General features: G+C 64.1%; 16 protein-coding genes. 7 read left to right on the top strand and 9 right to left on the bottom strand.

Features of this window, described 5'->3' with window-relative positions; all coding sequences use genetic code 11:
• Positions 1–48 precede the first annotated feature (48 nt).
• Positions 49–1356 carry an ABC transporter substrate-binding protein gene (locus ACTG4K_RS14565; protein WP_439114934.1) on the bottom strand — a complete coding sequence of 436 codons (1308 nt, stop codon included), beginning with the start codon at positions 1354–1356 and terminating at the stop codon, positions 49–51.
• A gap of 283 nt (positions 1357–1639) precedes the next feature.
• Positions 1640–2665, bottom strand: coding sequence for a LacI family DNA-binding transcriptional regulator (locus tag ACTG4K_RS14560; protein ID WP_439114933.1), 1026 nt, complete (start codon positions 2663–2665; stop codon positions 1640–1642).
• A gap of 159 nt (positions 2666–2824) precedes the next feature.
• Between ACTG4K_RS14560 and ACTG4K_RS14555 the strand changes: the two genes are divergently transcribed.
• From ACTG4K_RS14555 to ACTG4K_RS14535, 5 genes are all read left to right on the top strand, one after another.
• Positions 2825–3370, top strand: a complete 546-nt coding sequence (locus ACTG4K_RS14555) for a gluconokinase (RefSeq protein ID WP_439114932.1) — start codon at positions 2825–2827, stop codon at positions 3368–3370.
• A 3-nt stretch (positions 3371–3373) separates the two neighbouring features.
• Positions 3374–3874, top strand: coding sequence for a TRAP transporter small permease (locus ACTG4K_RS14550; protein ID WP_439114931.1), 501 nt, complete (start codon positions 3374–3376; stop codon positions 3872–3874).
• Positions 3871–5148 (top strand): TRAP transporter large permease, encoded by a 1278-nt coding sequence (locus ACTG4K_RS14545; RefSeq protein WP_439114930.1) that lies wholly within the window; start codon positions 3871–3873, stop codon positions 5146–5148. Before ACTG4K_RS14550 ends, ACTG4K_RS14545 begins: the two co-directional genes overlap by 4 nt.
• Positions 5149–5219: 71 nt before the next feature.
• Complete coding sequence (locus ACTG4K_RS14540) at positions 5220–6236, top strand: TRAP transporter substrate-binding protein (RefSeq protein ID WP_439114929.1); 1017 nt, start codon at positions 5220–5222, stop codon at positions 6234–6236.
• Between the two features lie 52 nt (positions 6237–6288).
• Positions 6289–7065 (top strand): hypothetical protein, encoded by a 777-nt coding sequence (locus ACTG4K_RS14535; protein ID WP_439114928.1) that lies wholly within the window; start codon positions 6289–6291, stop codon positions 7063–7065.
• 868 nt (positions 7066–7933) lie between these two features.
• On the opposite strand, the gene ACTG4K_RS14530 is transcribed toward ACTG4K_RS14535, so the two are convergent.
• From ACTG4K_RS14530 to ACTG4K_RS14500, 7 genes are all read right to left on the bottom strand, one after another.
• A complete protein-coding gene (locus ACTG4K_RS14530; RefSeq protein ID WP_439114927.1) occupies positions 7934–8563 on the bottom strand; it encodes a glutathione S-transferase N-terminal domain-containing protein in 630 nt (209 codons plus the stop codon).
• Positions 8564–8756: 193 nt separating this feature from the next.
• Positions 8757–9332, bottom strand: a complete 576-nt coding sequence (locus ACTG4K_RS14525; protein ID WP_439114926.1) for an RBBP9/YdeN family alpha/beta hydrolase — start codon at positions 9330–9332, stop codon at positions 8757–8759.
• Entirely contained in the window at positions 9329–10009 is a 681-nt protein-coding gene (locus ACTG4K_RS14520; RefSeq protein WP_439114925.1) for a DsbA family oxidoreductase, read from the bottom strand. The genes ACTG4K_RS14525 and ACTG4K_RS14520 overlap by 4 nt, the downstream gene beginning before the upstream one ends.
• Positions 10006–11064, bottom strand: coding sequence for a 3-keto-5-aminohexanoate cleavage protein (locus ACTG4K_RS14515; protein ID WP_439114924.1), 1059 nt, complete (start codon positions 11062–11064; stop codon positions 10006–10008). Before ACTG4K_RS14515 ends, ACTG4K_RS14520 begins: the two co-directional genes overlap by 4 nt.
• 35 nt (positions 11065–11099) lie before the next feature.
• Positions 11100–11948 (bottom strand): TauD/TfdA dioxygenase family protein, encoded by an 849-nt coding sequence (locus tag ACTG4K_RS14510; RefSeq protein ID WP_439114923.1) that lies wholly within the window; start codon positions 11946–11948, stop codon positions 11100–11102.
• 29 nt (positions 11949–11977) lie between these two features.
• Positions 11978–12958, bottom strand: coding sequence for a quinone oxidoreductase family protein (locus ACTG4K_RS14505; RefSeq protein ID WP_439114922.1), 981 nt, complete (start codon positions 12956–12958; stop codon positions 11978–11980).
• 125 nt (positions 12959–13083) lie between these two features.
• A complete protein-coding gene (locus tag ACTG4K_RS14500) occupies positions 13084–14118 on the bottom strand; it encodes an AraC family transcriptional regulator ligand-binding domain-containing protein (protein WP_439114921.1) in 1035 nt (344 codons plus the stop codon).
• 142 nt (positions 14119–14260) lie between these two features.
• Here ACTG4K_RS14500 and ACTG4K_RS14495 point away from each other — a divergent pair, with 142 nt between their 5' ends.
• Both ACTG4K_RS14495 and ACTG4K_RS14490 read left to right on the top strand, forming a co-directional pair.
• Positions 14261–15241, top strand: a complete 981-nt coding sequence (locus ACTG4K_RS14495; protein WP_439114920.1) for a tripartite tricarboxylate transporter substrate binding protein — start codon at positions 14261–14263, stop codon at positions 15239–15241.
• Positions 15242–15400: 159 nt separating this feature from the next.
• Positions 15401–16570, top strand: a complete 1170-nt coding sequence (locus tag ACTG4K_RS14490) for a porin (RefSeq protein ID WP_439114919.1) — start codon at positions 15401–15403, stop codon at positions 16568–16570.
• Position 16571: the final 1 nt, after the last annotated feature.

Raw genomic sequence — 16571 nt, 5'->3', positions numbered from 1 at the left:
CCCGCGAGCGGGAGAGGGGAGGGAAGAGCCGCAGCGCGGCTCCCTGGCTCACTTGTAGTAACCGGCCCGCTTCATTTCGCGGTCAGCAGCCACTTGGCCCGCCTTCAGTGCGGCATCCACCGAAACCTTGCCTGCCAGCGCAGCGCTCATCTGCTGGCCCACCGCGATGCCGATCGACTGGAACTCGGGAATGGCCGCGAACTGCACGCCCACGTACGGGCTCTTGGGCAGCGTCGAGTCGTTCGGGTTTGCCGAGTCGATGGCCGTTTTTTCAGCCGTGGCAAAGCGTGCAGCCTTCAGGAAGTCCGCGTTGGCGTAGGTGCTCTTGCGGGTGCCCGTGGGCACGGTGCCCCAGCCGTTGGTTTTGCCCACCAGCTGGATGTAGTCTTTAGAAGTGGCCCAGCCGATGAACTTCTGCGCAGCGTCCACTTTCTTGGAGCCCGCTGGAATCGCCAGCGACCAGGCCCACAGCCAGTTCGCACCCTTGGGCGTCACTTGCGTGGGCGCCTGGGCAAAAGCCATCTTGTCGGCCACCGACGATTGCTTGGGGTCGCTCACGAACGAGGCCGCAATGGTCGCGTCAATCCACATGCCGCACTTGCCCGAGTTGGTCAGCGCCAGGATCTCGTTGAAGCTGTTGGCCGACGAGCCTGGAGGGCCGTAGTTCTTCAGCAAGTCCACGTAAAACGTGATCGCGTCTTTCCAGGGTTTGCTTTCCAGCTGGGGCTTCCAGGTCATGTCGAACCACTGGCCGCCAAAAGTGTTCACCAGCGTGCTCAGGAAGGCCATGTTGTCGCCCCAGCCCGGCTTGCCGCGCAGGCAGATGCCGTACACGCCCGCCTTGGGGTCGTGCATCTTGGCGGCCAGGTCTTTGATCTGCGTCCAGGTGGGGCGCTCGGGCACGGTCACGCCGGCTTTGTCGGCCAGGTCCTTGCGGTACATGAGCATGGAGCTTTCGCCGTAAAAGGGTGCTGCGAACAGCTTGCCGTCCACGCTCAGGCCATTGCGCATGGCGGGCAGCAGGTCGTCTACGTCGTAAGCAGCGTCGGTTTTCAGCTCTTGCAGCCAGCCTTTCTTGCCCCAGATCGGCGTCTCGTACATGCCGATGGTCATCACGTCAAACTGGCCGCCTTTGGTGGCGATGTCGGTGGTGACGCGCTGGCGCAGCACGCCTTCCTCCAGCGTGACCCATTTCAGCTTGATGTCCGGGTTGGCGGCCTCGAAATGCTTGCCGAGCTTTTGCATTTCGATCATGTGACCGTTGTTCACGGTGGCAATCACAAGCTCGGTGTTGGCGTGTGCCAGGCCGGCGCTGAACAGCGCGGCGGTGAGGGCGGTGGCGAAGCGAAGTTTCACGGTTGTCTCCTGTTGGGGTGTGTTGCCATTCGACGGTCATCGCAGACCGTGTGGGAATTGTGAAGACGAAGCCCTTCGAAATTTGTACGCAAAAGGGCATTTCTTGTACGCTCTTGCATATCTTGGCTGGGAATTACCCTAGTTTGTGGCGCAAAGTTTGTGCTTGGTGGGGCCGGTGGAAATTGGGCAGGGGCCGTTTCGCGTGGTGGAGGGCACTGGGGCGCCCACCAGATAGCCCGGGCAGAGCGCCCGCTGCGGTGGTGTGAATGGCTGTGGTGTGCGCTCAGCTGCTGCCGCGTACCACCAGCTCGAAACCCAGGTCCAGCGAATGCTGGGCGGGCAACTCGCCACGCATCAGGCTGAGCAGCATGCGGGCGCTGGCCTCGCCAATGGTGCCACGTGGGGTGCGCACGGTGGTGAGTGGCGGCACCATCTGGTCGCTGCCCGACAGGTCATTGAAGCCCGCCACCGCCAGGCGGCCCGGGACGTCAATGCCCAGCCGCAGGGCGGCCAGCAGTGCGCCCTGGGCCAGGTCGTCGTTGCAGAAAAAGACGGCGTCCACATCCGATCGGGTGCGCAGCAGGTCTTGCAGCAGTTCACCACCCAAGCGCATCGACGAGGGTTGGGGGCTCAGCAGCTCCAGGCGAGCGTCGTACAGCCCTTGCTCGCGCAGGCAACGCCGGTAGCCTTCGGCGCGTTGCATCGTGCGCGGGTCGAGTTGGGCCGCCACAAACGCGATGCGCCGGCGCCCGCGCTGCAGCAGGTGCTGGGTGATGGCGTGACCCGCGTCGACCTGCGAAAAGCCCACGCAATACACACCGCTGGCGCTGGTGAGTTCCATCAGGTGCACGCAAGGCACGCCGCTGCCCGCAATCAGCTGGCGGGCCGCTTCGGTGCGGTCAAAGCCGGTGAGCAGCAGGCCGGCCGGGCGGTGTGCCAGGTAAGAACGCAGCAGCTGTTCTTCTTGCTCGGCGCTGTAGTGCGTCACGCCAATCAGCGTTTGAAAACCCTGCGGCAGCAGCGTGCCGTGTACGGCCTCCAGCACGTCAACAAACAGGGCGTTGGACAGCAGCGGCACCAGTACCGGCACCTGGTTGCTGCGCTGCGAAGCCAGCGCCCGGGCGGCCGGGTCGGGCACATAGCCCAGTTGTTTGGCGGCTTGCTTCACGCGCTCCACCAGCTCAGGCGCCACACTGCGTTCGCCCCGCAGCGCGCGTGAGGCGGTGATGGGGCTCACTTCAGCGGCGCGGGCCACGTCGCTCAGGGTGGTGCGGCCACTGGGGCGGCGCTTGCGGTCGGTAGGGTTCAAGGGTTTTCCCTGATTTTTGTGGGTTGGTTTTTTGCATAGGATAGCGCTATCCAAATCAGTTCGCAACCGCGGACTGAGCACGCAGACCCTGCCGGTTTTTTCTATTCGAATCCCGCCAGCGTCTGATTTTTTTGACCCCGTTGGGACAGCGCTATCCAAATGCCTTCTGCGTTAAAAGAACTGACTTCAGGGCCGTTTCTGGTGGTGATGGGTGTGGCCGGTTGCGGCAAATCCAGCCTTGGCCAACGTTGCGCTGAGGCCCTGAACATTCCGCTGCTGGAGGGCGATGATTTCCATTCCGCCACCAACATCAACAAGATGCGCAGCGGTACCCCACTGGACGATGCCGACCGCGAAGCCTGGCTTGACCTGCTGGCGCAGCAGTTGCAACAGCACCCCGGCGGCGTGGTGTTGACGTGTTCTGCGCTGAGACAGCGCTACCGCAACCGGCTGCGCACAGCCGTGCCATGTTTGCGGTTTGTGTTTCTTGATCTCACGCAAGAGCAGGCGCGTGAACGCGTGGCCTCCCGCGCAGCGCACCTGTTTCCGGTAAGCCTGGTGGCCAGCCAGTTCGCCACGCTGGAAGACCCGAGCCTGGAGCCCGGTGTGTTGCGGCTCGACGCCAGCCGCCCGCTGGACCAGCTGCTGCCCGAGGTGGTGCGCTGGGCGCAGGCGGCGTTTTCTGTCAACCCGCTGGAGGCCTGAGCCATGTCATTGGGCAAATTCCTGAAAAATCTGGTCGAAGGCCTGATGGCCTTGTGCATGCTGGGCATGGTGCTGGCGGTGTTTGGCAACGTGGTGCAGCGCTACTTTTGGGGCACGGGCTGGGTGGTGTCTGAAGAGCTGTCGCGGCTGCTGTTTGTATGGCTGGTGTGTCTGTCGGCCACGCTGGCGTTTGGCGAGGGCAAGCACCTGGGCTTTGACTTGGTGACCGCCCGCCTGAGCGGTGCCAAGGCGGCGGTGCTGCGTTGGCTGTCCCGGGGCCTGATCGCAGTGGCTTTGTATTACCTCATCGACGGTTCCTGGTCACAAGTGCTCGTGGGTATGGACAGCCGCAGCCCGGTGATGAACTACCCCCTGGCGCTGGGCGCCGCGGGCACGCTGGTCATGGGCGTGTGCATGGCCGTGTTGCTGCTGCTGCAAAGCTGGAACGATCTGCGCGGCCACACACCACCCCACGGCACGGCCAACGAGGGAGCGCAAGCATGACCATCGCGATTTTTCTGGCGGTGCTGTTTGCCACCATGACGGTGGGTGTGCCTATTGCGTTTGCGCTCATGCTCACTGCGCTGGCGCTGATGGTGCACCTGGACTTTTTCGATGCCCAGTTGCTGGCGCAAAACGTGCAAGCCGGGTTTGACAGCTTTCCGCTGCTGGCGGTGCCCTTCTTCATCTTGGCCGGCGAGCTGATGAACGCGGGTGGCTTGAGCCGCCGCATCATCGACCTGGCACGTTCCATGGTGGGGCATATTCCGGGCGGCTTGGGCTATGTGGCCATTGCGGCATCGCTCATGCTGGCTTCCATGAGCGGCTCGGCCATTGCCGACACCGCAGCCCTGGCCACGCTGTTGCTGCCCATGATGCGCAAGCAGAACTACCCCGACGGCTCCAGCGCGGGCCTCATCGCCTCGGGCGGCATCATCGCGCCCATCGTGCCGCCGTCCATGCCCATGGTGATCTACGGCGTGACGACCAATACGTCCATCAGCAAGTTGTTTCTGGCCGGCATCGTGCCGGGCATTCTGATGGCCTGTGCGCTGGTGATGGTGTGGCGCGGCATTGCCCGCAAAAAGCAGCTGCCCGTGGCTGAAAAAACCAGCTGGACCGAGCGCCGCAGCGTGCTGGGCGACAGCGCCTGGGCGCTGATGATGCCGGTGATCATCATTGGCGGTTTGCGCTTCGGCTTTTTCACGCCCACCGAAGCCGCCGTGGTGGCTGCGGTGTACGCGCTACTGGTGGCCACGCTGATTTACCGCGAACTGAACCTGCAGCGCCTGTACCGCGTGCTGGTGGACGCATCGCGCACCACGGGCGTGGTGATGTTTCTGTGTGGTGCGGCCACAGCCGCGTCTTACATGATCACGCTGGCCGACTTGCCCAGCCAGCTGGCCGCCAACATGGGTCCACTGCTGCAAAGCCCCATGCTGTTCATGGCCGTGGTGTGCCTGTTTTTGCTGGCTGTGGGCATGGTGATGGACCTCACCCCCACCATCTTGATTCTGGCGCCGGTGCTGGCGCCGCTGGCCGCCAAGGCTGGCATCGACCCAGTGTATTTCGGCTTCGTGTTCATCTTTGTGGGCTGCCTCGGCCTGCTCACTCCGCCGGTGGGCACCGTGCTCAATGTGGTGGCCGGTGTGGGCGGTCTGCGCATGGAGCCGGTCATCAAAGGTGTGATGCCGTTCCTGGCCGTCTATTTCACCATGCTGGTGCTGCTGATTCTGTTCCCCGCCATTGTGTTGTGGCCTTTGAAGTTGATGTTCTAGCCGCTGCGCACGCGCAGTTCGTTTTCGTTCCCCCCGCGGCCTTGGTCGCTTTCATCCTCAGGAGACAAACCATGAAACTCAAACAACTCGCCGTGGCCGCCGCGGTCACCCTGGCCACACTGGGCGCCAGTCTGGCCCAGGCGCAAGACATCAAGAACCGCATCATTCGCTTCGGCTATGGCCTCAACGAGGTGTCTAACCAAGGCCGCGCCGCCAAGGTATTTGCCGACGAGGTGGAAAAAGCCTCGGGCGGCAAGATGAAGCTGCGCGCCATCGGCGCTGCTGCGCTGGGCTCCGACGTGCAGATGCAGCAGGCGCTGATTGGTGGCGCGCAGGAAATGATGGTGGGCTCCACCGCCACGCTGGTGGGCATCACCAAGGAAATGGCGATCTGGGACACGCCTTTCCTGTTCAACAACACCAAAGAAGCCGACGCCGTGCTCGACGGCCCCGTGGGCCAGAAGGTGATGGACAAGCTGCAGGAAAAAGGTCTGGTGGGCTTGGTGTATTGGGAGAACGGCTTTCGCAACCTCACCAACAACAAGCGCGCCGTGACCAAGCTGGAAGACATGGACGGCATCAAGCTGCGCGTGATGCAGAACAACGTGTTCATCGACAGCTTCAAGACCCTGGGCGCCAACGCCGTGCCGCTGCCCTTCTCGGAGCTGTTCACCGCGCTGGAAACCAAGACGGTTGATGGCCAGGAGAACCCCTACAACACCATCCTGTCCAGCAAGTTCTACGAGGTGCAGAAGTACCTGACGGTGACCAACCACGTCTACAGCCCCTGGATCGTGCTGGTGAGCAAGAAGTATTGGGACGGGCTGAGCAAAGACGAGCAAAAGGTGTTGCTCGACGCCGCCAAGAAGAGCCGCGACTTTGAGCGCAAAGACACCCGCGCCGAAGCCGACAAAGCGCTGGCCGACCTGAAAGGCAAAGGCATGCAGATCAACGAGCTGTCACCTGCTGAGGCCAACCGCATGCGCGAAAAGCTGGGCGCCATCAACGCCAGTATTTCTGCCAACGTGGGCGAGGCCCTGTGGAAAGAAGTGCAAGGCGCGGTGTCCCAGGTGCGCGGCGGCAAATAAGCCACGCCAGCACACCCCCGCCAGCCTGGGTGCTCGCGGGTAACATGCCCGCATGACCCGCCTGCAAACCCAGCACCAACGCCTGTACCAACTGCCCACCGCCGACAGCACCACCCAAAGCATGTCCGGCGGCGGCCTCATCGGGCCAGAAGGCCAGGTGCGTGCCATGGTGCTGGCGCTGGGCAAGCCTGCCGACTGGGCCACCCTGTCACCCTTGTGGCGCGGTGTGCAGGCCGACCTGGCCTTGCCCGCGCCCGCCATCGCCGTGAACGGTGTCGATGCGTTTGAACTCTGGTTTTCACTCGCCCAGCCCGTGCCGCTGGGTGAAGCGGTGGCGTTTCTCCAGGGCCTGCAACAGCACTACCTGGCCGACCTGAAGCCCGACCGGGTGAAGCTGTGGCCTACCGCAGACGCCACGCCATGGCCAGCACCCCGCATTCCTGCGCGCCACGCGCCCGACCGCTGGTCCGCCTTCGTCGCCCCCGATCTGGCCGCTGTGTTTGGCGGCGACGATCCGTCGCTCGACCTTCAGCCCGGCGAAGACGCCCAGGCCGAACTGCTCAGCCGGCAGGGTTGCATTGCACCAGACGACTGGCGGGCTGCACTGAAGCTGTTGCAGACCGCAGCGCCTGCGCCTGCGCCAGCTGTGGCAGCCGCACCGGTAGCGCCTGCGTCGTCGGCTGCAACAGCCCCATCAGCCCCAAGCCCGCACCATGCCGCGCTGGTCGGCCCCTACGAAGACCCGCGCCTGTTTTTGCTGGATGTGATGAACGACAGCAGCGTGGCGCTGGCGCTGCGTGTGGATGCGGCCAAGGCTTTGTTGGGGTGAGGGGAACGGGGCTGGAGTTCATGGGCTGTTTTCGAGCCGTTGCGGTCGTCCGGTCACTCAAGGTCAAAGTCTCGTGTGCAGGGATATCGGCCGGTGGGTGCTGCCAAGTGTGCTGATGACGATTGCCTCGAACCGGCTGTTGGGCATAGCGACCGGCGCTGGTCTGTGTGGCGTTTATACGAGGTGCAGGAGTCATAGGGCTTCTGCGACCTGGCAGGCGCAGCAACACTATTGCTCCGGCCCAATGAAGTAGCAACCGTTCGGGCTGAGCCTGTCGAAGGGTTTCGACAGGCTCAGCCCGAACGGAATTCAAGACTTCACCGGGCCGGATCTGTAACCGCTTCACCATCGCTTAGACAGGCGATTTCGACCCAGTGAAACCGTTCAATTCAGAGCAGCGGCTGAGCGTTTTGCAACGACGGACTGTCATTGGGTGCTGACCAGGGTGCTCGCGCTGATTGCCACGTAGCGGCTGTTGGGAACAGCGACCGGTGCTGGTCGGACTGGCGGTTGCATACGGAAAGCCCGTAACAAGGTTGCCGCGACCCGGCTGACGCCGCTTCACCGACAGCTCATCCCTGGTGATTGGGATGCTATCGGTAGAGAAGGCAGAAACTCATCACGACGCACGACGCACGACGCACGATGCGCTGCCGTGATGACCGGGAGCGACTGGTTTCGTGAAAGGTTATGTCGCGCTGCCTCCAAGCCTCGGACCACGGGTGAATCAGGTGTGCGGATGATGGAGCCCCCACTCGCCATTCTTTTTGGCGTGTAGCGACAAATTTTTAACTTGTGACGAATTCATTGGATGGCTTGAGAAGGCAAAGGCGGGGTCTTGTCACCCGGTTGAAGCGCTGGTGGCAGCTCAAGGCTGCGTCGTCGATTCCCAGGCTCTTGCACGCATGACACTGGCTCGCTGTTCGTACCCACGTCCAAAGCGATGCAGTTCGGTGAAGCGATCAAAGTCGGCACCCAGTGCCCGCACCCACGCGCCGAACACGCCGAGGTAAGCGTCAGCGATGGTGAAGTGTTCGCCGTCCAGCGTGGCCCGGTCTTGAAGAGCCGATTCAATGGGCTCCAAAGCTTCTTGCAACCGCAGCAGGGCTTGCTCGCGAACAGTGGCTTGCCCTTTCATATCGAGGCAGTACCGTTGCGGCCGGTTGATGGCTCGAAAACACCCCGTATGAATTTCGGCGTTGAGGTAACCCACCCATGCCTGGGTGCGTGCGCGCAACACCGTGCCCACGGGCGCCAGCAGGCCACTGCTTGGCGACTGATCGGCCAAGTAAGGTAGCAATGCCGAATTTTCTGTCAGTACCTCGCCTGCCGCCGTGATCAGAGTGGGCACACGGCCCAGCGGATTGACTGCCCGGTGTGGTGCCGCCGGGTCTCTGAGGTCGACGGGGACCACATGGATGGGCAACCCTGCCTCTAGAACCACCACATGGCAGGCCAGGCTGCACGCGCCTGGCGAGACGAACAGCGTCGCCCTCATGCCCGCTCAAAAATGCTGGCGATACCCTGACCGCCGCCGATGCTCACGCCCCAAGCACTTGCCCTCCACGCCGGCACGAGCCAGCGATTCGCGCACCGCGGTGTCGCCCGATTCGGCGTGTAGACCTTCTTTGAGGCCGCCGACAAAGGGGTTACGGCGGTGCGCACTGCGCTGACCACGTCAACGTCTCGTTTCATGGTGACCGCTTCAAGGGGACCAGGCGCTGGAGCAAGGTGGTGGCCAGTGGCCAGGGGCCAAAGCCCGAGGCCGGGTTGAGATGGCCCACTTCGCCCAGATCTTCGACATCACTGCCCCAGTCGCGCGCGAGTTGGCAGACCGCATCGAACTCTCCCAGTACATCGTTGCGGCTGGCGGCCACCAGCGAGGGAAAAGGCAGGCGCCGGCGCGGCACAGGCAGCCAGCCGGCAGCGTCCAGCGCGTCGAGCGGCGGGTAGGCTGGGGGCAAAGGTCTGTCAAAGATGGGCGGTGTGGCCAGCAGCGCACCGCTCACGCGCTGGGCCAGGGCAGTTTGCCGCACCCAATGGGCTACCAGCACACAGCCGCCGCTGTGGGCCACCAGCAGCACTGGCGCGCTCTGGCGAGCGATGGCTGCCTCCAGGTCGGCGATCCGCGCACCCAGGGACAGGTTGTCGCGCCCTAGGGGCGTGAGGCAGTGGGCGCGGGGCAGACGCTCGGCCAACCAGGTCTGCCAGTGCTTTGCCACGTGGTCGCGCAGACCGGGGACGATAAGGGCGATGGGTGCGGTCACGGCAAGGCGGGGGAAAGTTCGTCGGACACAGCGTCGGACAAAGCGGCCTGCATGGCCTGCAGCAGCACGGCAGGCGCTTGCGCACCCGACAGCGCAACCCGCTGGTTGAAGACAAAAAACGGCACACCCGGCACTGATGGGGCAGCGGGCAGTGGCAGCGCCCAGCAGGCGACCACATCGGTGTGGTCCAGCCCCAGAGTCTGGGCCTGCAGCAGCAGCCACGGCCGCTCGGCGATGCGTTCGCCGCGCTGAAAGTGGGCCTCAAACAGGCGCTCAAGCAAAGCCAGGCGGCCTGTTTCGCCCAGCTGACGACCGGCCAGCGCCAGCAGTTGATGGGCCGGGCCGCTGTCCGGAAAGACGCGAATGCGCGCGAAGTCAATTGTCACGTCTGCCTGTTGCGCGGCGGCCTGCACTTCGGCCTGGCGGCTGCGCACCGCGCCGGGGCCGCCCAGCCGCTGCTCGTAAAACGTGTTGTAGTCCCAGCCCTCGGGAGGCACACCCTCGATCAGGCGAACCGAGTGCCAGCGCATCACCACGGCGTCCTGTGGCCGTGTCTCACGCCACTGTGCGACTGCTTGGTCGAGGTGTCGTTTGCCGATCAGACACCAGGGGCAGACGAGATCGAACCAGACGTCGATCTGCACCGCCGCTGGCGGTCCGTCGGATGCGGTGCTCATGCCACCTTGCGCAAAAAACCCTGTTGTCCGCCGCGCGGGTTGGGCGCGAAGCCATTGGCGGCCAGGGTCTCTTCCACGGTGTCGTAGAACACGCCGATCTTCAGGATCTCGCGCGCTTCTTTGCCGTTGGCCACCGGGCGACCGAACTCGTTGGCGATACGCACCAGCTGTTGAATCTGCTGGACGGTGCCCATCTTCTCGCTGCGCGACTGGTTCCAGATGTTGTCTTCGATGCCGCAGCGCACATGCAGGCCCAGCGCCATGCCCATCATGTTGATGGGCAACACGTTGCGCATGCTGCTTTCCACGGTGAGCATGGAACCATCGGGAATGGCGCGCACGAAGTTGCTCAGGTTGTAGAGGTTGGGCGCGTCCATGCCGCCGCTGATGGCGACCCAGTTCATCACCAGCGGGCCTTTGTAGACGCCGCGGCGGATCAGCCGCTCCACGGTCTCGAAGCTGTTGATGTTGTAGAACTGGAACGCACTCTGGATGCCGGCCGCCGAGAGCCGGCGGATGTGTTCCTCGAACCACGCCGGGTTGGAAGGCACGATCATTTCGCTGTAGGCGCGGCGGTTCTCGGGCAGGGCGAGCGAGGTGCCGGCGATGTCGCGTTCGTCCATGTGCTCCAGCACGTTCATCTGCGTGGTGTTCACCGTTACCGTCACCTGGTCGGGCTTGGGGTCGAGTTCGGCGAGCATGTGGCGCGTGTCGTCGCTCAGCCACTTCGCCGCGGCGCCGTCGCCTTCGGGCGCGAAGCTGATGGAGCCGCCGACCTGGATGATCATGTCGGGCACGGCTTGGCGCACACCGGCGATCAGCTCGTTGAATTTGGACAGGCGTTTGCTGCCCTTGCCGTCGAGCTCACGCACATGCAGGTGCAGCACGCTGGCACCAGCGTTGTAGCAATCCACCGCTTTCTGGATCTGCGCCTCCATGGTCACGGCGATGTCGTCGGGGAAGTCGGAGGGAATCCACTCCGGGCCATAGGGCGCGGCGGTGATCACCAGCTTGTTCTGGTTTTCGGGGAAGAGCGAGCCGTCGAGGAAGTTCATGGGGGATCTCCGGAATCAATTTGAAGATGTGGCGTTCAGAAGGTGGGCGTGCCGACGATGCCAGCGCGTTCCATTTTTCGGTGGCAGGGCGGGTAGTCCATCACCGCGTAGTGCTGCGTGGCGCGGTTGTCCCAGATGGCCATGCTGTTGGGCTGCCAGCGCCAGCGCACCTGGTATTCGGGGATCAACGCCTGGCTGATCAGGTACTGCAGCAGCGCGCTGGCGCCCTGCGTGTAGTCCTGCCCCACGCGCACGTTGTCGGGGGTGTGAAAGTTGGTGAAGTGGGTGGTGAAGGCGTTGACGAACAGCACCTTCTCGCCGGTCTCGGGGTGGATGCGTACCACGGGGTGCTCCGGGTCTGGGAACTGGGCCTTGAGGGCCAGGCGCTTTTCGATGGGCATGGCGGCGCCGAAGCTGGCCTCGATGCTGTGGCGCGCACGCAGGTGCGCGATCTGCGCCTTCACCGGCTCGGGCAGGCGCTCATAGGCCAGCGCCATGTTGGACCACATGGTGTCGCCGCCCACCGGAGGGCATTCCACGCAGCGCAGCACGCAGCCCATGGGCGGGGCGTCGCGCCAGGTGGCGTCGGAGTGCCATGAGTTTTCGTAGCGGTCGTTCGGCGCGTCGGGCGTCTTGTAGATGCGAACCAGGCCGGGGTGTTCCGGGTCGCTGCCGGCCACGGGGTGGTCTTCCAGTTCGCCGAAACGACGGGCGAAGGCCACGTGGTCGGCGCGAGAAATATCTTGATCACGCAGGAACAGCACCTTGTGCTGCAGCAGCGCGGCCTTGATCTCTGCGAACAGGCCATCGTTGCTCACGGCGTCGGCCAGGTTCACGCCGGTCAACTCGGCGCCGATGGCGCAGGTGAGGGGTTCGATCTTCATGGGCTTGTCTCTTTCTTTTGGGGTCGGCTTCAAATTACGAAGATCGACGAGCCGGTTGTCTTGCGCGACTCCAGGTCGCGGTGCGCTTGGGTAGCGTCTTCGAGTGTGTAGCGCTGCTGGATGTCGATCCGGATGCGACCCGCGCCCACATGGCCGAACACTTCGGCGGCGAGTTCGGCCTTCTCGGCCGGGTCGGCGATGTAGTCAGCCAGCGCCGGACGCGTGAGGTAGAGCGAGCCCTTCATGGCCAGCAGGTTGGGGTTGAAGCCGTCGATGGGGCCGCTGGCCGTGCCCACGCAGACCATCAGACCGCGGCGCTTGAGCGAGTCCAGCGATGCCATGAAGGTGGTTTTGCCTACGCTGTCGAACACCACGTCCACGCCTTGGCCACCGGTGAGGTCCCTCACCCGGGCGGCCACGTCTTCGTGGCTGTAGTTGATGGTGTGGGTGCAGCCGTGGGCCTTGGCGACTTCGGCTTTCTGATCGGTGGACACAGTGCCGATGACGGTGATGCCCAGCAGCCTGGCCCACTGTGAAACGATCAGGCCCACACCGCCGGCGGCGGCGTGCAGCAGCAACGTGTCGCCGGCCTTGAAAGGGTGGATGCGGCGCATCAGGTAGGCCGAGGTAAGGCCGCGCATGGTCATGGCGGCGGCGGTCTCGAAGCCGATTGAATCGGGCAACTGGATCAGCGGTGCGGCGTCGATCAGGCGCTCGGTGCTGTAGGCGCCCAGGGTGTTGAGGAAGCCGGTGTAGGTAACGCGGTCGCCCACGGCGACGTTGCTCACACCTTCGCCCAGCGCTTCCACCACACCAGCCGCTTCCACACCCATGCCGGCAGGCAGCGGAACGGGATAGCTCCCGTTGCGAAAATAGGTGTCGGCAAAGTTTAGTCCGACAGCGGCGTGGCGCAGGCGAACCTGGCCAGGGCCGGGGTGGCCGACTTCGACCTGTTCCAGTTGCAGGACTTCGGGACCGCCGGTGCGGTGCATGCGGATGGCAGTGGCCATGGTGGGTGTCTCCTTCGTGCGTTCGTGTGGCCTGGTGTCCAGACCATGGAATGCATCGTAGGACCAGCACCTCGAATTTGCTTGTCTGATTGGGACATTGATTTGCGAATGTGGGACAGTCAGGGTCAACCCTGACGCACATCCGCTTTTGCTTTTTCCTGTCTTCTCCAGGCGGTCACGCTGCAACCAAACGTGCTGCGAAACCAGTGCGAGAACGCGGCTGGCGCGGCAAAGCCCAGCAGCTGCGTCACCTCGGCCAGCGGCAGGTCGCTGTCGCGCACCTGGCGCAGCACCAGCTCGGCGCGCACCGACTGCAGCAGCTTGGCAAAGGTCTGATCGTCGCGCGCCAGGTGGCGGTGGATGGTGCGGCGGTCCACGCCCAGGTGCTGCGCCACCTGCTGCGAGGTGCAGCGCCCGCCTGGCAACAGCGCGGCAATGAGCTGGCGCACCGTGGCCTGTGTGCTCTGGTGCTGGCCAGATAGCGCACGATCCAGGTACTGTCGCGCGAAACGGGCCATCTCAGGGTTGGCGCCCTGCTGGGGCACCAACAGGTCTGCTGCGTTGCAGACGATACCGTTGAAGTCGCTGTTGAAGTCCACCACGGTACCGAAGAAAGCGCGGTGGGCGCTGGCGTCGCGCGGCGGTCGGTGGTTGAAACAGACGCGCACCGGTTTCCACTGAGGCCCCAGCAGCTCGCGCACGATGCGGTACATGACACCAACAGCTAACTCCATCGACTGGCGCGTGCTGGCCGTCTGCGCCACCAGGATCTCTTCACGGATCATCAGGAATTGTCCGTGCTCCTCGATGCGGGTGAGCAGCGAGGCATTAAGCAGGCGCAGGTAGCGGCAGAGGGTGTCGAGCGCGGCGCGCGCGGTCGGCTCCTCTTTCAGCACCAAGCTGATGGGTCCAAGGTTGGAGAGCTGGCGCCGGCCGGCCAGGCGCAACGCAAAGTCATCCACGTCGCTGGCTTGGGCGCTGTCTTCTAGCAGGGCCCGTACCGCGACCGTGCTCAAGGGTGTTTCGGGGTCTTCCAGGCTGCGCGGGGAGAGCCCCGCGTGGCGCAGCATGGCGTGGGCATCGAGGCCCACCTCCTGCGCGAGATCGAGGTAGCCCGCCAGACTGGCGCTGCGCACGACGGGAACGTAAGGGTAATCCATGAATGTCCCAATTTCGAAAATAGCTGTCCCAAATTATCAAGCAATCTCGTGGATCGAAACCTAGGATTCACCCCACGGTCCAGTACAGAGACCGCATGAGACCGGTACCCCGGTCGACATCCCCACAGACAGGAGACAACGCATGACAACTCGCCCCTTCTTCCCGTTGCGCCGCAGCTTGTGTGCCGCCGCCCTCGCATTCGCCCTGCCCGCCGCCATGGCCTGGCCTGACAAGCCCATCCGCATGATCGTCCCGGCGCCGGCCGGCGGCACCATGGACGTGGTGGCTCGCATCGTGGCCGACCGGCTGCAGGCCAACACCGGTCAGCCGGTGGTGGTGGAGAACAGGGCCGGCGCCGGCGGTGCCATCGCCGTGCAGGCAATGCTGGCCGCACCGCCCGATGGCAACACCATCATGATGACTGCGAGCAACGTCTTGACCGAGATCCCGCATGTGATGAAGACCTCTTTCGATCCGCTCAAGGATGTGAAGCCGGTCACGGCCATCGCGCGCGCCACCTTGTTGCTGGTCGGCTCGCCCAATGTGCCAGCCAAGGATGCCAAGGGAGTGGTCGCCTGGGTCAAGGCCAACCCGGGCAAGGTGAGCTTTGCCTCTTACAGCGCGGGCACCAGCTCGCACTACGCCGGCATGATCCTCAACCAGAAGGCTGTGCTGGACATGCAGCACGTCCCTTTTGCCGGCTCGCCACCCGCGCTGGCCCAGGTGATGGGTGGCCAAATCCCGTTGATGTTCGACGGCATGGCCACGTCCAAGAAAATGGTGGAAGCCGGCAAGATCCAGGCTTTCGGCGTGGCTGCGAAGAAGCGGTCGCAGCACCTTCCTAACGTGCCCACCATGGCCGAGCAGGGCTACCCCGAGCTCGACTTCAGCAACTGGGTCGGCATCATCGTGGCGGCTGGTGTTCCCTCCGCCATGGTGGACAAGATCAACGCTGCGGTGGACAAAGCGGCTGCAACGACTGAGGTGAGCGACCGCCTGCTGAGCGCTGGCTTCGAGCTCGGCGGTGACGAGACCGCCGAGCAGATGGCGAAATCCGTGCGCGCCGACTTCGAGCGCAATGCAGGCATCGTCAAGACCTTCGACATCAAGCTCAACCCATGATGTGTTGAGCTGAAATCCAGCGCATCGCCGTCAAGGCGGCGCTGCGCTGCCCCAGATTCCTAACGTTTTCCCTACCGGCTGACCTGAGCCCGCCGGTGAGGCCCCCGTGCGCGAATTCAACGCGCCCCTGTTTTGCCCCAACCACCAAGGAACCAGAAAATGAACACCTCCAATCACCCCACCCTGTACACCCAAGCCCGTTGCAAGGGCTCAAGCCCGCGTTTGCTGTCGCGAAAAGCCTGGCTGAGCGCTGCCATGCTGATGGCCAGCGCCCCTTGCGTCCTGGCGCAGGACGCTCCCTCCGTGCAGCTCTTCGGTACCGTGGCAGCGTCGGCCGTCAACCTGAGCAATCAGGCCGTCGGGTCCGGCACCCGTCTTGTGAGCGGACCCTGGACTGCTCCTTCCTACGGTCTGCGCGGCAGCGAGTCGCTGGGCGGCGGTCTGACGGCCAGCTTCCGTCTGGAATCCTCGCTGGAACTGCCCACCGGCGTCGGTGGCCGCACCGTGCTCGGCAGCGCCAAACACTTCGATAAGGCTACCTGGCTGGGCCTGGGCAACCAGCAATTCAACCTGACGGTCGGTCGTCAGCTCCACGCCGGGATCGACCGCATCGCGGAAACGCTGGACGTGTTCCACGCCAATGCCGATGGCAAGCTGCTGCTCTCCATCCTGGCACTGAACGCGACCAACACCTTCGGCGGCTTTGATACCCGGGTGGACGACTCCGTCAAGCTGCGCGCGCAGCTGCCAGGGGGCGTCAAGCTGGGCCTCAGCCATGCCTTCGCTAGCGCGGGCCGCGTTGGTCGCAGCCAATCGATGGACGTGGGCCTGCAGACCCCGGGCTACGGCCTGGGCGCCTACGTCCTGAGCTATAACAGCGATGGCACCCAGCTGAAGCAAAACACGTGGGGCCTGGGTGGTAACGTTCTGGTGGGAACCGCTCGTCTGTATGCCCACTACATGGAGGCCCGCCACGACAAGTCGGCTGGTGGCGCCACCGAGCAGCACAACCAGGTGTGGGGTCTGGGCGTGGGCATGCCGATCACCTCGGCGCTCTCAGCAAAGGCCGCCTACTACCGCGACAACGCCAGCTCGGTCGGCGGCACCACAGGCCGCGAAGGTAAGCGCAGCACCGTGGCGCTGATGGGCGACTACGCGTTCTCCAAGCGCACCAGCCTGAACTTTGGTGTGTTCCGCAACAGCCTTTCGGGCGCGCTGGCGGCCGACCCGACGAGCCTTGTCGTGCTGGGTCTGATCGATCCGGCCACGCGCAACGTCAGCGGCAGCGCAATGACTGGCGTGTCGGTCGGCCTCAACCACCGGTTCTGAA

Source organism: Hydrogenophaga sp. (assembly GCF_965657535.1).
Lineage (GTDB): Bacteria > Pseudomonadota > Gammaproteobacteria > Burkholderiales > Burkholderiaceae_C > Hydrogenophaga.
Note: the sequence above shows the minus strand (reverse complement) of the source record. Positions and strands in the feature narration are given on the sequence as shown.

Excerpts from the sequence above, each read along its gene's own strand:
- ACTG4K_RS14520 (WP_439114925.1), bottom strand. The coding sequence starts at position 10,009 with ATGAGCACCGCATCCGACGGACCGCCAGCGGCGGTGCAGATCGACGTC.
- ACTG4K_RS14550 (WP_439114931.1), top strand. The coding sequence starts at position 3,374 with ATGTCATTGGGCAAATTCCTGAAAAATCTGGTCGAAGGCCTGATGGCC.
- ACTG4K_RS14495 (WP_439114920.1), top strand. The coding sequence starts at position 14,261 with ATGACAACTCGCCCCTTCTTCCCGTTGCGCCGCAGCTTGTGTGCCGCC.
- ACTG4K_RS14505 (WP_439114922.1), bottom strand. The coding sequence starts at position 12,958 with ATGGCCACTGCCATCCGCATGCACCGCACCGGCGGTCCCGAAGTCCTG.
- ACTG4K_RS14540 (WP_439114929.1), top strand. The coding sequence starts at position 5,220 with ATGAAACTCAAACAACTCGCCGTGGCCGCCGCGGTCACCCTGGCCACA.
- ACTG4K_RS14545 (WP_439114930.1), top strand. The coding sequence starts at position 3,871 with ATGACCATCGCGATTTTTCTGGCGGTGCTGTTTGCCACCATGACGGTG.
- ACTG4K_RS14530 (WP_439114927.1), bottom strand. The coding sequence starts at position 8,563 with ATGAGGGCGACGCTGTTCGTCTCGCCAGGCGCGTGCAGCCTGGCCTGC.
- ACTG4K_RS14500 (WP_439114921.1), bottom strand. The coding sequence starts at position 14,118 with ATGGATTACCCTTACGTTCCCGTCGTGCGCAGCGCCAGTCTGGCGGGC.
- ACTG4K_RS14555 (WP_439114932.1), top strand. The coding sequence starts at position 2,825 with ATGCCTTCTGCGTTAAAAGAACTGACTTCAGGGCCGTTTCTGGTGGTG.
- ACTG4K_RS14515 (WP_439114924.1), bottom strand. The coding sequence starts at position 11,064 with ATGAACTTCCTCGACGGCTCGCTCTTCCCCGAAAACCAGAACAAGCTG.
- ACTG4K_RS14535 (WP_439114928.1), top strand. The coding sequence starts at position 6,289 with ATGACCCGCCTGCAAACCCAGCACCAACGCCTGTACCAACTGCCCACC.
- ACTG4K_RS14510 (WP_439114923.1), bottom strand. The coding sequence starts at position 11,948 with ATGAAGATCGAACCCCTCACCTGCGCCATCGGCGCCGAGTTGACCGGC.
- ACTG4K_RS14490 (WP_439114919.1), top strand. The coding sequence starts at position 15,401 with ATGAACACCTCCAATCACCCCACCCTGTACACCCAAGCCCGTTGCAAG.